Source organism: Flavihumibacter solisilvae (assembly GCF_000814475.1).
Lineage (GTDB): Bacteria > Bacteroidota > Bacteroidia > Chitinophagales > Chitinophagaceae > Flavihumibacter > Flavihumibacter solisilvae.
In genome coordinates, this window is record NZ_JSVC01000004.1 from 125,009 (window position 1) to 140,738 (window position 15,730).

A 15,730-nucleotide genomic window follows, 5' to 3' on the forward strand; every position below is an offset into this window, starting at 1 on the left:
GTGGAGGATTAAAACTCCCGGATGCTTTCACTCAGATCAAACACATTTGTCCTGCCTTTGAGGTAGGAATGAATGAATGAACTTGCAGCCGCACTCCGGTATCCGCCCGCGCAATGTACCACAACAGGCTTGCCGGTAGGCACTTCGGCTACGCGGTTTCTCAGTTCACCAAGCGGAATCGAAATACTGCCGGGAAAAATCCTGTTCTTCTTCACTTCTGCCTCGTTCCGCACATCAACAACAGTATAATTATCTGCAGATTTCCTGAATGATTCGAGATCAAGTTCGGGCAATGTTTCTTCTCCGTACTGAACAAGGAATGCTTCCCTGATCTGCGATTCATATCCAATTGCTGCAGCTCGTTGGATCAGCCGTTCCAATTGTTCAGATGAAGAAGCAGCGAGATAAAATTTTTCGCCGGGACTGATCATACTGCCCAGCCAGGTTTCAAATCTTTCACCCTCCATCAGGTTGATTGAATGAGGAAGGTGGCCCATTTTGTAGCTCGCTTCATCCCTTGCGTCAATGATCCAGGTCTGCGGATCAAGCCGCGAAATGTCAGCGGGATTCCGGATGGCACTGTTTCTTGGCACTGAATTAACACTCTCGCGGAATGACGGCAGGCCATTTCGGTTCTGTTCCACACTGAAGGGAAAATATGCTGGAACAAAGGGTTGATCAGCCAGCAATTGTTTAACGAATTCTTTTTCGGACAGGCTTTGCAATGACCAGTTGGTTTCTTTTTCCTGCCCGATTGTACTGGACGTTGCGTTGCTTAGCGACTTTCCACACAAAGTTCCGGCTCCATGGGCGGGATACACAATCACATTGTCAGGAAGTGTTGCCAGTTTCGTCCTCAGGCTATGGTACATCTGCACAGCAAGCGATTCACGCGTAGCCGTTAGGTTGCCAGCAGATTCACGTAGGTCGGGCCGGCCGCAGTCGCCGATAAACAGTGTGTCGCCAGTGAAAACGGAATTAGGTTTCCCATCATGTTCAAGTACTATGCAGATGCTGTCCGGTGAGTGACCCGGCGTATGCAGGGAATATAACCGGATCTTGCCGAAAGTAATGTCCACACCTTCATCAAACGCGATAAACGGATACAAAGGTTTTACAAGACTATGTGTGTAGATCGCTGCACCCGTTAGGTTGTGCAGTTCGAGGTGACTGCTGACAAAATCGGCATGTGGATGTGTTTCAATGATGCCGATTATCATCGCATCATTTTCTTTTGCATAATCCAGGTAAGGCTGCGGGTCCCTTGACGGGTCCACCAAAACAATTTTGTTTTCACATTCACTCAGGATCGCATAACTGAACTGCGCGAGCCCTTTGTCCTCCCATTGTCTGATTTTCATACATCATATTTTAATGTGGCAGCTTTTCACGGAACCTGCCATAAATCCATGTTCCTGCTATAGCGCTCAGCAGGGTGACTATTATTACAGTAGCGCCGGTACCTACCTGCGCAAATAGAGGTCCGGGACAGGCACCGGTTACAGCCCAGCCAAGGCCGAAGATCAGGCCGCCATAGATCTGTCCTTTATTGAATACTTTATCTGGAATGACGATAGATTCACCTTCAATCGTCCTGATGTTGAATTTTTTGATCAGCCATACCGATAGAGCGCCAACGGCAACAGCAGAGCCAATTACTCCAAACATGTGAAAACTCTGGAACCGAAACATTTCCTGTATCCGGTACCAGGAGACCACTTCAGATTTCACGAGCAGGATGCCGAACAACATGCCCATTAGCAGGTATTTCAAATTAGTTTTCATGATCAGAGTTTGAGGATATAGGGGAGAATTAAGTTAGCCATGATAATGCCGCCAGCCATGAACGCAACGGTAGCAACCAATGAAGGCCATTGCAGGGTGGATAATCCCATAATTGAATGTCCGGAAGTGCAGCCGCCCGCATAACGGGTGCCGAATCCGACAAGTAAGCCACCGCCAACCATCATCAGGAGACCCCTTAGCGTAAGAAGCTGATGCCAGTTGAATAATTGAGATGGTACCAACGTGTCATTGGTCGTAATGCCATAGCTATTGAGCTCTGCTGCCAGGGCAGGATTTACGCTGACAGGGTGGCTATTAGACAACCAAACAGAAACAATAACGCCGCCAAGCAGGATGCCAGCCACAAAAAAGAGGTTCCAGATTTCTTTTTTCCAGTTGTATTGAAAAAAAGGGATGTCGCCGGGAACGCAGGCTGCACAAACCTGCCGAAGTGTCGACGAAATACCAAATCGCTTATTTCCGGTAATAAGCAGGGCGGGTACGGTTAAGCCGATCAGAGGGCCGGCTATATACCAGGGCCAGGGTTGAGAAAGAAAATCTATCATAACTAATCAGTGTGTCGTAAAGAGTTCATGCGCCAGGATATATATACCCATGGACAAAACAAAGAAACCAAAACCTTTTTTGAGGCTTTCACCGGAGATGCGTGCGGACAACAGGTTGCCGGAAATGATACCAAATACAGCCAGCAGGGTGATGCTGATCAGCAGTTTCCAGTCAAAATCATTGCCTGCAAGATCTCCTGCAAAACCCGCCAGTGAAGAAATGGCGATAATGGACAATGATGTCCCGATCGCAGTTTTCACTGGCAGCTTAAGGATCATTACCAAAGCCGGGATCAGTAAAAAACCTCCACCAGCTCCGAGCAGCCCGGTAACTAGCCCAATCGCAGCGCCATAAAAGACCAGCATGTTAACATGCATCTCCCGGTTTCTGTTCGCAGCAGTTTTTTTATCATTTATAAGTAAAACAGAAGCATAGATCATGAGCAACGCAAACAGCACCATAAAGAGACATGCCTTTGAAATGCTAATGCCGGAAATATTGATCTGTGCCGGGATTAAAGGGAGCAAAAACCTGCGTACCAGAAGAACTGTAACCAGTGACGATATTCCAAATGTCAGTACTGTTCTGGTGTGAACCTGCCCGAGATAATAATTTTTTATCGCACCGGCCAGGCTTGTTGTGCCAACGATAAACAATGAATATGATGTTGCAAGTACAGGATCTACATGGAAAAGATAGACAAGAACAGGAACAGTCAGGATTGACCCGCCACCGCCGATAAGTCCAAGCGATAATCCGATCAGGGCTGCAGCAAAGAATCCTACGATTTCCATCTTAAAAATTCAATTCAAAACGCAAAAGTATAAAGGATTCCCGTCTACATTTCTACTAGGAAGATAGTGTTTAAGGGAAATGAATCCTTACCCATTGATCCATCGTTTAAAAGCAGCAGCATTTTCCTGGCTGATTATGATCTTTTCATCCGGGTGCACTACCATCTCAACACTGATATTGCTGTGCGGAAGACTTCTGAAACTTTTTATATAGTTGACATTTATGATGTATTGCCTGTTCGCCCGGTAAAATAGATCCGGCGAAAGTTCATGTTCGAGTTCGCGCAGGTTTTTTTTCTCCGTAATGTATTTGTGATTTTCGCGATCGTACAGAAAGATGATTTTGTAGGCCGAATAAAAACAAACTACGTCCTCAAGCCGGACAGTCTGGTATTCTCGTCCCTTTTTAACAACTACCCGGTTACGCTGAAAAGGTTTGTCATCCGAAAGGTGGATAATTTTCATGACCTGCGTTTTAGTAGTGAGTCAGATAAAATACGGTTTCAGGGGGTCTGTTTACGGGTTCAGGATTTTACTGCAAGTTAAACAACAGCAATTAGAAAAAACAGCCTGTCTAAAACAAGAGATTTGTTATCAGCGGAAGTAATAGACGTGGAAAGGTTATTAGCTAGATAAGTTTTAAAACACTGCTTATGAAAAAATTGCTATGCACGCTGCCTTTAATCCTCTTTTTCTCCCTCATTACCCTGGCCCAGACAAAAGTGACTGGTAAGGTCACCGATAACAAGGATGGCGCCCCCCTTTCGGGTGTTACTGTCCAGGCTAAAGGCGCAAACCTGGCGGTGCAGACCGGGCCCGACGGAACGTTCAGCATTGATCTTCCTTCCGGAGCCAGGATCCTGGTATTTTCATTTGTCGGTTATGCGAAAATGGAAGTAACCGTCGATGCCAGTAATGAAGTGGCGGTTGCCCTGACCGCGGACGACAAGAAGCTCGATGAAGTTGTCGTCGTAGCATATGGCCAGTCGGACCGGCGCAAACTTACAGGTGCCGTTGCGAAGGTTGACGGTAAGGAATTTGAAATGGTTCCGATGGCTTCTGTTGACGCGATGCTGCAGGGCAAGGTTGCTGGGTTGCAGTCAACGGCGGTCTCAGGTCAGCCGGGCGGCTTGCAACAGGTGAGAATAAGGGGCATCGGATCTATAAACGCTTCCTCAGCTCCCTTATATGTAATCGACGGCGTGCCGGTAAACTCTGGTGATTTCACCCGGAATACCACCACAGCCAACGCGCTAGCAGGCCTTAATCCAAATGATATCGATAATATCTCAGTTTTGAAAGATGCATCCGCGGCTTCCCTTTATGGCTCGCGGGCGGCAAACGGTGTTATACTCATTACTACGAAAAAAGGGAAGGCTGGCAAAACCAGGATAAGTTTCGATGCAGAAGGCGGTATAAGTGATGTTTCCTACATCAACGATCTTTCCCGGCCATTAAATAGTGACCAGTTCTTCGAGCTGACCAAAGAAGGATTGGTAAACGCCGGTCTCAGTGACAGCCAGGCTGAAGGTTATATGAATGCAGTAATGGGAGCAGACCAGGGTTACGATACGGACTGGTTCGATGAAGTGACTCGTAAGGGAGTAACCCAGCAGTATAACCTATCGGTTTCGGGTGGACAGGAAAAGACCACTTTTTATTTATCCGGCGGATACTTCAAACAGGAAGGTGTGGTAATCGAATCCGATTTCCGGCGGTTTAGTGCCAATTTCAATATCAAGCATGCCATCAGTAACCGCATCGCAATCGGCCTGAACCTGAACGGTTCACATTCGGACCAGAATACGCCGTCGCAGGCGGGTAACTTCCGGAACCCGGTTATTGCTGCATACTTTCTAACCCCATGGCAACATCCGTACAATGACGACGGCAGCTTCAATATCGACGACAATGAATTTCCACAGATTTATAACCCGGTTGCCCTGGTCAATTATGATGATCAGCAAAGCAATAACACGAAAGTGTTGGGGTCTGTCTTTGGTGAATTCAACATCCTCAAAAACCTCAGGTTTACTACCAAATTTGGTGTTGACTACTTTAACATAGAAGAAAAAACCTATTATAACCCCTTCTTTGGTGATGGTGTGACCCGCGGCGGTGATTTCTACAATTACTACACCCGCGTGTTCAACTGGGTCTGGACCAATACCCTTGACTATCACCATAACTTTGATGAAGACGGTGATTTCAGTGCAGACCTGAAAGTTGGCTACGAAGCGCAGAAATCAAAGGAGTACAACATCAATGCCTATGGCTCCCAGGTGCCATTGCTGACCAGCCTCACGTTGCCTCCGACAAGTTCACCCAAAGACGCACAGGGATCCGGATCGGATTATTCCTTTGAATCTATTTTTTCCAACCTGCAGTTCAATTACAAAGACAAATACTTTCTTTCCGGAAGTCTGCGTCGTGATGAATCATCCCGATTCGGAAGTAATAACCGTGCAGGTACATTCTGGTCTGTCGGTGCCTCATGGAACATAGACAGGGAAGGGTTCTTCCCTGACACCAAAATCGTTTCCGCGCTGAAGCTCAGGGCTTCTTATGGAGTAAACGGTAACGCCGCAATCGGCAATTATGCCTGGAGACCGCTGTATGGTTTCGGGGCCGACTATACGCAGTTGCCCGGAAGCGCCCCGGCAAGTGTTGGCAACCTTGACCTGACCTGGGAACAGAACAAACCCTTCGATGTGGGTATTGACCTGGGATTGCTCGACAACCGGGTAACGATAATAGCAGACTACTATATCAGGAAAACTGACAAACTGTTGCAAAATGTGCCGTTGTCGCTTACATCCGGACTTACATCTTACCTGGACAACATCGGTTCCATGGAGAACAAGGGATTTGAAATTACCGTGAATGCCACGCCTATCGTGAACAAGTCATTCCGCTGGGATGTTGGGGTGAATTTTTCCTGGAACAAGAACAAGGTGACTGCACTGGACAATGGGGCAGATATCATCAACGGAACAAATCTTATAAGGGTGGGTGAGGATGTTCAAACCGTTTATACTTTCCTTTGGGCAGGTGTGGATGCTGAGACAGGTAGTCCACTCTGGTATACCGATGAAACAAAAAAAGAAACCACATCCGATATCACCCAGGTGGAAAATGCCATTTATGGCTCTGCATCACCAAAAGGATTTGGCGGATTCAATACGCAGCTGAGCTACAAAGGCATTTCCCTTTCCGCCCAGCTCAATTTCCAGTATGGCAACCAGTTGCTTAATAACTGGGGCTTCCTGAATGAAAGTGACGGAGCTTTCTTCCCGCTTAACCAGAATCGCAAGGAATTTGAGCAGCGCTGGCAGCGGCCAGGCGACAGGACAAATGTTCCGCAGTATGTTGCTGGCAATTCCACCAATTCAAACTTCACTTCCAGCCGATATTTCTATAAGGGAGATTACCTGCGGTTGCGTGACCTGACACTATCGTACCAGTTCCCAGCCAATATGGTAAAATCATGGCGAATGGAAGGGCTCCGGGTTTACCTGCGCGGTACGAACCTTTGGACTCACGCATTCGATGACAACATCACCTTTGATCCTGAACAGCCTGTGAATGGCGTTAACGATCTTCAGATGCTGTTGCAGCGCACATTTTCATTTGGACTGAACCTGGATTTCTAACCCATAAACATTGGAATTATGCAAAAGAAGACAGTTACGGCACTATTGACAGTACTCGTGCTTTTTACTGCTTGCAGCAAGGATTTCCTCGATCTGACTCCGCCCAATGCAGTTCCGTTGAACGAAGCCATAGTTGATGAAAACAGTATGCAAACCGCGGTTAACGGGATGTACAGCGGACTTCGCGCGATAGACTTATTCGGGCGTTCGATTCCCATTGATGGAGACCTGCTGGCAGACAACATTTACCTGTCGCCCCAGAATTCAAACCGTTATATTCCCGAGTACACGTATACCTATATTGAAACCAATGGCGTGGTGAATAATATGTGGGCAGGTGGCTATAATGTTATTCTCCGGGCCAATAATATCATCAACGCAGATATTCCTTCCAATGAGGTCGTTGACCAGTTGAAAGGAGAAGCGCGTACGATCCGTGCCCTTTGTTATTTTGAGCTCGTGAAGTTTTTCGCTCCTCATTACGGGGTTAATCCGAATGCCGATGGTGTACCACTTGTTCTGCAATACGATCCGAACCTGAAACCGGCCCGCAATACCGTTGCTGAAGTGTATAACCAGATAGAAGCCGACCTGCTTGCCGCTTATGAATTGCTGACCCAGGAGAAGGGTTCCGCATATGTGAGTAAGTATGTAGCAGCGTCTCTGCTGGCAAGAATGTATCAGTTCAAGGGCGATTGGGAAAATGCCCTGAATTGGTCGCTTGATGTGCTGCAGAATGGGAATTACGGGGTTGCGCCGGGCGGCTCCCTGTTAAGCTATTGGGCTAATCCTGCTTCCGTTTCAAACAGGCTGGAAACCATTTTTGAAATCGATTTTGACGTGATCGGAAACAATGGAACCGATGATCTCGCGTATTTCTATGCCCAGGAAGGATATGGGGATGCGCTGGCAACAGACGATCTCTACAACCTGTACAGTGAAACAGATGTCCGCCGCGAGTTAATCATTCCCGGGAGTCGTGCAGGTATAGATGTATGGGTAGTGAACAAGTATCCGAATACTACAAACCCCAATGATAAGGACAACATAAAAGTCATTCGTTTTGCAGAGGTAGTGTACATCCTCATTGAAGCCCTGTACAGGCTTGGCGATGAAGCAAACGCTGTGTCGCTACTCAACCAGCTTACACAATTGCGGGACTTTGATTTTCCTGGTTATACATCTACCGGCGCGCAGCTGCTGGAAGACATCTATACAGAACGTCGTAAGGAACTCGCGTTTGAGGGGCACCGTTACTGGGATCTTGTCCGCCTCGGTCGTGCAGTGGTGCGTGACAATTCAACCGGCAATTACCAGCCATTCGTGCCGCTTGAGTTGCCTGTATCCAGCCCGCGGCGAATTTACCCGATACCAAAGGCTGAACTGAATGTAAACAGCAACGTGGAACAGAACGAAGGCTATTAACCGGTTATACCGGTGTCATGGATCGGATTTTGCCCCGAAATAGCGGAACCGGCTCAATTCGACCACTGTTTTCGTAGAAAAAATGTAAAATTTACCATACTTCGGCTTGTAGAATAAAATGGGCAAAGAATTTGCAGTCCTGCTATTCTAACTATATAAGCCGTATGAAACCGTACATCCTGGTTGTTTCTTTGGTTCTTTTGCTCGCCTGTCGGGACAAATCTGCCCGTACGTCAGCAAATCAACCCCTGAGCAATGAGGAATTGTTTGATACGTACCGGAAATCGGTTGTGCTCATCCAGAATAAAAGCTATTACCGTATCAGGTTCGCAGGCGGTGTCAGGATGTATTGCACGGAGATCAACAGCAATGGCCATATGTACCTCAGTGAAAATGAGGACAGGATCAGGAAGGAAGCCGAAATAAATTATGGAACAGGCTTTTTCGTCAATGAAAGAGGCGTGATTGCCACCAATCTTCATGTTCTGGCGCCCATCGACAGGCTCCTCGAGGAAATGGATTTCAAAAACAGCGTGTCAAGGGCCCTGAAAAACTGGTCCGAAAATGAAGACCGCAAACTGAGTGTCGCTGCCCACCGTCTTGCAAAAACAGTGAAACATGACAGCCTTCCCGGGCGGGCTGTTTCCTCCACTCATCTCGATACTTCCCGTCATAAACATTTCGAGCCGCATTTCAACGGTTATAAATTCGATTCAGTAAACCGGCTGAAAGTAAGCGTGGATTCTATTTTATCGCAGGCCCGTCTGGTGAAGGCATTGCTTACACAGGACTTTACCATTGAGCTGGTGACCGCCGACCTGGATATTTACCTCGACGGAGCCACATCCAATGAGGATGCATATGCCTGCCGGGTCATTGCACTGAGCCAGGATAAAAACATCGATCTCGCTTTGATTCAAACCGCAGGTCACGAAGTACCGGAAGAGGCTGGGCCAATCGCTGAGCCGATCTATCTTTTTGATACAATCAAGGTGACCACGCCGCTATATCTGATCGGTTATAACTATGGACCGGAAATCGCAAAAACCGCAGCCGGTCTGAAGGTCCAGTTCACCCGTGGTGAAGTGTCGCAGGAGAGCGACCAGTATCGCGTATTGTATACCATTCCCGCACTTACCGGAAGCAGCGGAAGTCCCGTTTTTGACCAGTTCGGCAGACTCGTTGCCATCAACTACAAGGGCTACAATACAAAAGAGAATTTCAATTACGGTATTCACGCAGGTCAACTCAGGAAACTACTGCGCAGCGAAAAAAAGCTTAGCCTTCCCCTCTGATTTTCACATGTTCGTGTGATTCTCTCCCGTCTTATTTCAAAATATCTTGCGGCCCTAAACTTTATGCTATGAATATTTTCATGCAACGGACGGGAGTCCTGGTTGTCGCATTCTTCTGCCTGCTTTTTATGGCCTGTAGCAAAGACAGCCAGGCTCCGGTTCATGTTAACCAGGATCCGGAAATCACTCCTGTCGGACAACCCGTTGGCGAGATAAAATCAGTTACCATTGACGTTAACGGCGGAGAGCTCCAGACTGCCGACGGAGCAATTACCGTCCTCGTTCCCCAGGGTGCAGTAAACGCCCCCGTTCAATTGCAGGTGCAGCAGGTAACGAACAACTGTTCTGCCGGCTTAGGCAAAACTTTCAGGCTGCTACCGCATGGCACCCAATTCCTGAAGCCGGTTACAATAAAGATTTCTTATGGTGCATTTACTGACAGCATAGCTGCTATAGATGCGCTGGGTATAGCTTACCAGTCGGACAACGGTGTATGGAAGATGATCGGGAATAAAACCATCGATAAGGTCAATAAGGCAGTAAGTATAACTACCTCGCATTTCAGTGACTGGACCCTGATAACCTGGCTAAAGATTAAGCCGGTTTCATCGATCATAGGAGTTGGTGAAAAGCAGCAGCTGCAGGTGCTGAACTATTTTCCGCTGAATGAAAATGATGATCTCCTGGCCCCGCTTACGTCAGCTGATAACAGTGAACTGCCCCTCGGCAGAGGTGTTGCCGTTCCCGATAATTTCGTTAAGAGCTGGAGTCTTGCTGGCGTTGGTACGTTGAAAGGTAACGGCGGACTTGCAACCTACACAGCCCCGGCGTCAGTGAATGGTTATGCAGAAGTTACCGCAACGGCAACGATGGCCAGTGACAATCACCAGTTATTATTGCTCGCGCATATCCGTGTGCTTGGGGACGGAATGACATTCAGGATAAATGGAGGGGAGTGGGTTACGCTGGAAGGAGGCGCGTCTAAGCTGGACGCGACACAGTCAGGTGTTTCCGGCACTGGAGATAATATGTCACTGGCCATTATCTGGCCTGGCGGCGAAGGCTCATTCGGTTGGAATCACGAAACAAATGTTTCCGCCACAGCTCTTGCATATAGTCCCGATGGTGGCGCTAGTACAGTTGCAGCGTTTTATGAGAATTCCCTGGAAGAAATGGTGCCGAGCGGAGGCAGCGTTAAGATCACGAAATGGGCTAACGTTGGTGAATATGTGACAGGAACATTTTCCGCGAGTCCTGCCGGCAAATTCTCGGTAGCAACAGGTAAGCAAACTGGTACGGTTACAATAGATGGTTATTTCAGGTTGAAGCGGGTGATCTGACGGAAATTTCTTATTTTAAAAGTTGCAACCGCGCCTTTGCAAAACGCCCTCGTCCCCCTGCCGAAGATTTCTTTGAACCATTCAAACCAATACTATGGCCATTAATTTCCTCGATGCAGAGACAACAACTCTTTCCAAAGGACTGATGAAAAATGTAAGCACCGACGGCAGTGAATCAACATTACGTGGACTTACAGATATTACTACTTCAAAAGACATCAGCGGAGTCGAGTTGCGCATGCTCGCTCCGCTGATAAAAGCTAATAACACGCCGAAAGTGTGGCCTTTTCCAGGCTTCGCAAGGTTGTATGCACTTACGATCGTGATTAGCGATGTAACTAATCAACTGGTCGGCAATATTGATCTGAAAGGCTTTCCCAGGATCGGCGACCAGGAACACCTTCCTATTAACAAGACGATATTTTACTACCAGATGGGTGAAACCACCGGTACAGTGGCACCAAGCCAGATTCACGTACTCACAACTGTTATAAAAAGCAAACAGGACCTTCGTGATGCGTCGAAGATCCTTGGGGACGTCAAAAACGATTCGGATTATAAGAGCCTGGTCGGTACACTTAAAGACATCGCAAAAGGTGCTACGAATTTTAGCCCGGTAACCGATATCATCGTGGAAGTTGCCGGCATTGTCGGAAAGTATCTCGGGAAGGTCGAGGATAAAGCACTCGGCACTGTGATCAACAGCTATACGACACTGTATGGCGATTTTGACAAGCTGGGTATCAATAAGCTGACATATCCGACGAGAAATGTAGATTTTAATTTTGAACTCATCGTTCGCGATAAGTCAGCGCCAAAAGCACAGCAGGCAGATGTGGAAGAAAGAAGCTTGCCTGAGGTTTCCATTGATGAAGCAGAAAAAGTGGAAGTGGATATGCAGCCACTTTGATGTAACTTTAATACAGACCTATCAAAACCAGTAGTATGGCTGATCTCCACGTTCCGGCCACGATTCAGCGTTTTGGTCAGACAGCCCGAAGGGATGCCTGGTGGGTCAGGCCTTTGGTTGTTTTTACCGTTCTTTCCGCTTTTGTGATCTATGCAACCTGGGCTGCTTTGCAGGGCGTGAATTATCATTACGGGTCGTACCTGTCACCATTATACTCACCCGAATTGTTTGGGAAGTCGTCGCATGCATGGTTTGGTCCGCTTCCTGAAAGCTGGCCTGCTTTTCTTCCGACATCACCGGCCCTTTTCATTTTGTGGGCGCCAGGACTATTCCGTCTTACCTGTTATTACTACCGCGGACAATATTACCGCGCATTCGCTGCCGATCCGCCGTCCTGCGCAGTAGGTGAACCTTCCCGAAAGTATTCCGGAGAAAGGAAGTTTCCACTTGTTCTACAGAACCTCCACAGGTATTTCCTGTACATAGCACTTTTTTTTCTCCTGATCCTGCTGTATGATGTATGGAAAGCAATGTGGTTCAACGACGCCGAAACCGGGCATGAAAGGTTCGGGGTGGGTGTTGGAACTATTGTGTTGGCTGTAAATGTTGTGCTGCTGGGCGGCTATACTTTCGGATGCCACTCCTTAAGGCACCTGGCAGGGGGCATAAAGGATAGGCTTTCCGGCAGGCCAATAAGGAGGCGCATGTACATGTGCGTTAGTTGCTTTAACCGGCGTCATATGGTATGGGCATGGCTGAGCCTGGTGTGGGTGGCATTCTCGGATCTGTATGTCCGGTTATGTGCAACCGGCATGCTGACTGACTGGAAAATTCTCTTATGATCGGATATGACGAATGGCATTATGACGTGCTGGTGATTGGAGCAGGTGGCGCCGGCCTGCGTGCAGCAATTGAAGCTTCAGCAACCGGTGCAAGGGTAGGGGTGATCTGCAAGTCGCTCCTGGGCAAAGCACATACCGTAATGGCTGAAGGGGGCATTGCTGCCGCGCTGAGCAATGTGGATGAGAGAGACAACTGGCAGGTCCATTTCACCGATACCATGCGGGGAGGGCAGTATATCAATAACTGGCGAATGGCCGAGCTCCATGCCCGTGAAGCACCAAAATGCGTACATGAACTTGAATCCTGGGGTGCATTGTTTGACCGGACTGAAGATGGGCGGATCCTGCAACGGAATTTTGGTGGACATAAATATCCCAGGCTGGCCCATGTAGGCGACCGTACCGGGCTGGAAATGATAAGGACGCTCCAGGATCATGGTATTCACATGGGGATGGAAGTGCATATGGAATGCACGATCATCAGCCTGCTGAAAGATGAGGGCCGGATCGCCGGCGCTTTTGGGTACGACAGGCAAAGGGGTGGGTTCATTTTGTTTCATGCCCCCGCAGTTATCCTGGCCACTGGCGGTGTGGGCCGTGCATACAGGATTACGAGCAACAGTTGGGAATATAGCGGTGACGGACACGCGCTCGCATACCAGGCGGGCGCAGCGCTGGTAGATATGGAATTTCTGCAGTTTCATCCGACCGGTATGGTCTGGCCACCAGGTGTGCAGGGTATCCTGGTGACGGAGGGTGTTCGCGGCGAAGGTGGGATTCTGCTGAATAATAAGAATGAAAGATTCATGTTCAACGACATCCCGCCGTTGTACCGTAACCAGACTGCAGATTCGCCCGAAGAGGGCTGGCGTTATACACAGGGTGATAGGGATGCAAGGAGGCCGCCTGAGCTGCTTACGCGGGATCATGTAGCCAGGTGCATTGTGAGAGAGATCCGGGAGGGCAGGGGTAGTCCGCATAAAGGTGTATACCTCGATATCAGCTGGATCAGAGAAAAAATGCCTGATGCCCCAGGCTTTATCCGTCGGAAACTGCCGGGGATGTATCACCAGTTCAAAAAACTGGCAGGCATCGATATCACGAAAGAACCCATGGAAGTCGGACCTACAACACATTACATGATGGGAGGTGTAATGGTAGATGCAGATACACAAATGAGCACAATCCCAGGTTTGTTTGCGGCAGGTGAATGTGCGGCAGGACTGCATGGGGCAAACAGGCTGGGTGGGAATTCCCTATCCGATCTGCTGGTATTCGGCAAACGGGCCGGGTTATACGCAGCAGAATTCGCATCGCAGAACAAGGCAGGTAAAACTGATGATGTTAATATCCAGTCGCTTGCAGACGATGCAGTAAGTTTTTTTAGACAGGCAGACGGAGAGAATCCCTATGCAGTGATGACCGCTTTACAGGAAATGATGCAGGACTTTGCAGGCATTGTCAGAACTGAAAGCGAATTGTTACAGGCCAAAGAATCATTGATTCAGTTCAGGCAGCGTGCACGGAAAGTGAGGGTAGAGGGCAATCGGGAGTATAACAACGCCTGGCATACTGCACTCGACCTGCAACACATGATAATCGTGTCGGAGGCGATAACACTTGCGGCGATTTACCGGAAAGAGAGCCGGGGAGCTCACTTCCGGATTGACTATCCCGATCCCGACCCTGTTAACGGAAAAATGAACCAGGTAATCCGTAAAGGCAGTGACGGCAGGATGCACGTCGAATCCATTCCCCTGAAACCGGTAAGGCCCGATCTGCAGCAACTGATAGATGAAATGAAATGATCATGAATGCAGAATTTCAAATCTGGCGCGGAGGCAAAGATTCTGCCGGTCGCTTTGAATCTTATTCGATCGAAACGACGGAGGGAATGGTTGTCCTGGATGCGGTACATCACATTCAGAGCAACCAGGCACCTGACCTTGCAGTAAGGTGGAATTGCAAGGCGGGTAAATGCGGATCATGTTCTGCTGAGATTAACGGAACGCCAAAGCTGATGTGTATGACGAGGCTGAGTGAACTGCCAGTGGGGCAACCGGTAACCATAGCGCCATTGAAAGCATTTCCATTGATACGGGACCTGGTTACCGATGTTTCCTGGAATTTCAGGGTGAAGAAAAAGATTCCGCCCTTCAGGCCCCGCAAGCCTGATGCACCCGATGGAACCTGGCGAATCGCCCAGGAAGATATTGACCGGGTACAGGAATTCCGCAAATGCATAGAGTGCTTTTTGTGCCAGGATGTTTGTCACGTGCTTCGTGATCACCAGCAATTTGAATCCTTTTCTGGTCCAAGGTATATGGTTTACCTGGCTGCACTTGAAATGCATCCGCTGGACGTGGAAGACCGTATTCCCCTCATTAAAAAAGAAAACGGCATTGGCCTCTGTAATATAACCAAATGTTGTACTGCTGTTTGTCCCGAAGAAATCAGGATCACAGATAACGCGATCATTCCACTGAAAGAAAGAGTGGTCGACAGATTCTATGATCCCATCCGGAAACTTTTCAATTTATTCAAATGACAACGATGTTTCAACTCAAGCGGATTTCAAAGGATGGAATTCCTAATGCGCTACAAAAAGCGGAACGCTATCGCCTGTTGAACCAGCCCTGGCTGGCTGAAAGTATTTGCAGCGACGTACTCGAAGTGGAGCCGGGCAACGAAGATGCGATTGTGGTACTGATTCTCGCCATCACTGACCAGTTCGGTATCAATACTGCATTTGACCTGAATAAAGCCAGGCAACTCGTGAACCAGTTGAAAGACGAATACGATCGTCATTATTACCAGGGAATAATTGCTGAAAGGCAGGGCATTGCTGCACTCACGATGGGGCGGACAAATGATCCCTTTAGCGCTTACGAGTGGCTGGTAGAAGCGCAGTCCCACTACGAAAGGGCCGAAGGCCATCGTCCCCAGGGTAATTGTGATGCCATTCTCCGCTGGAACACCTGTGCCCGGCTCATCATGGACCGTCATCTCGAGCCGCGCCAGGAAGACCTTGCTGAACTGCCGCTTGAATAACCACCCGTCGGGTGCCACCCGTCGGGAGAAAAACGGGAAAAACACCCTGTCGTCAAGCGTTAAAGAAC

Annotated in this window: 14 protein-coding genes; 9 read left to right on the forward strand and 5 right to left on the reverse strand. The window is 48.4% G+C overall.

The genetic code is table 11. The features are described from left to right. Nucleotides 1-8: 8 nt before the first annotated feature. From OI18_RS04115 to OI18_RS04135, 5 genes are all read right to left on the reverse strand, one after another. Nucleotides 9-1,361, reverse strand: coding sequence for an MBL fold metallo-hydrolase (locus OI18_RS04115; protein ID WP_039137464.1), 1,353 nt, complete (start codon nucleotides 1,359-1,361; stop codon nucleotides 9-11). Nucleotides 1,362-1,371: 10 nt separating this feature from the next. Then, nucleotides 1,372-1,785: a DUF6691 family protein gene (locus OI18_RS04120; protein ID WP_039137465.1), complete on the reverse strand. Its 414-nt coding sequence runs from the start codon at nucleotides 1,783-1,785 to the stop codon at nucleotides 1,372-1,374. Between the two features lie 2 nt (nucleotides 1,786-1,787). After that, nucleotides 1,788-2,351, reverse strand: a complete 564-nt coding sequence (locus tag OI18_RS04125) for a YeeE/YedE family protein (RefSeq protein ID WP_039137466.1) — start codon at nucleotides 2,349-2,351, stop codon at nucleotides 1,788-1,790. Between the two features lie 6 nt (nucleotides 2,352-2,357). Continuing rightward, complete coding sequence (locus OI18_RS04130) at nucleotides 2,358-3,146, reverse strand: sulfite exporter TauE/SafE family protein (protein WP_039137467.1); 789 nt, start codon at nucleotides 3,144-3,146, stop codon at nucleotides 2,358-2,360. 87 nt (nucleotides 3,147-3,233) lie between these two features. Continuing rightward, a complete protein-coding gene (locus tag OI18_RS04135; RefSeq protein WP_039137468.1) occupies nucleotides 3,234-3,611 on the reverse strand; it encodes a LytR/AlgR family response regulator transcription factor in 378 nt (125 codons plus the stop codon). A 188-nt stretch (nucleotides 3,612-3,799) separates the two neighbouring features. On the opposite strand from OI18_RS04135, the gene OI18_RS04140 reads away from it, so the two are divergent. The 9 genes from OI18_RS04140 (at nucleotide 3,800) to OI18_RS04180 (ending at nucleotide 15,662) form a co-directional block, all read left to right on the forward strand. After that, on the forward strand, nucleotides 3,800-6,799 hold the full coding sequence (locus OI18_RS04140; protein WP_052272850.1) for a SusC/RagA family TonB-linked outer membrane protein: 3,000 nt from the start codon (nucleotides 3,800-3,802) through the stop codon (nucleotides 6,797-6,799). An 18-nt stretch (nucleotides 6,800-6,817) separates the two neighbouring features. Beyond that, a complete protein-coding gene (locus OI18_RS04145) occupies nucleotides 6,818-8,224 on the forward strand; it encodes a RagB/SusD family nutrient uptake outer membrane protein (RefSeq protein WP_039137469.1) in 1,407 nt (468 codons plus the stop codon). A gap of 164 nt (nucleotides 8,225-8,388) precedes the next feature. Next, the gene (locus OI18_RS04150; protein WP_039137470.1) at nucleotides 8,389-9,519 is read left to right on the forward strand and encodes a S1 family peptidase; all 1,131 of its coding nucleotides are present in this window, start codon (nucleotides 8,389-8,391) and stop codon (nucleotides 9,517-9,519) included. Between the two features lie 68 nt (nucleotides 9,520-9,587). After that, nucleotides 9,588-10,859 carry a hypothetical protein gene (locus OI18_RS04155; protein ID WP_039137471.1) on the forward strand — a complete coding sequence of 424 codons (1,272 nt, stop codon included), beginning with the start codon at nucleotides 9,588-9,590 and terminating at the stop codon, nucleotides 10,857-10,859. 94 nt (nucleotides 10,860-10,953) lie between these two features. Further along, nucleotides 10,954-11,769 carry a hypothetical protein gene (locus OI18_RS04160; RefSeq protein WP_039137472.1) on the forward strand — a complete coding sequence of 272 codons (816 nt, stop codon included), beginning with the start codon at nucleotides 10,954-10,956 and terminating at the stop codon, nucleotides 11,767-11,769. Nucleotides 11,770-11,804: 35 nt separating this feature from the next. Beyond that, nucleotides 11,805-12,611 (forward strand): hypothetical protein, encoded by an 807-nt coding sequence (locus tag OI18_RS04165; protein ID WP_039137473.1) that lies wholly within the window; start codon nucleotides 11,805-11,807, stop codon nucleotides 12,609-12,611. Continuing rightward, nucleotides 12,608-14,419 (forward strand): fumarate reductase/succinate dehydrogenase flavoprotein subunit, encoded by a 1,812-nt coding sequence (locus tag OI18_RS04170; RefSeq protein ID WP_039137474.1) that lies wholly within the window; start codon nucleotides 12,608-12,610, stop codon nucleotides 14,417-14,419. The genes OI18_RS04165 and OI18_RS04170 overlap by 4 nt, the downstream gene beginning before the upstream one ends. Nucleotides 14,420-14,421: 2 nt before the next feature. Further along, entirely contained in the window at nucleotides 14,422-15,159 is a 738-nt protein-coding gene (locus OI18_RS04175) for a succinate dehydrogenase/fumarate reductase iron-sulfur subunit (RefSeq protein WP_039137532.1), read from the forward strand. Next, nucleotides 15,156-15,662, forward strand: a complete 507-nt coding sequence (locus OI18_RS04180) for a hypothetical protein (protein ID WP_052272852.1) — start codon at nucleotides 15,156-15,158, stop codon at nucleotides 15,660-15,662. The genes OI18_RS04175 and OI18_RS04180 overlap by 4 nt, the downstream gene beginning before the upstream one ends. Nucleotides 15,663-15,730 lie beyond the last annotated feature (68 nt).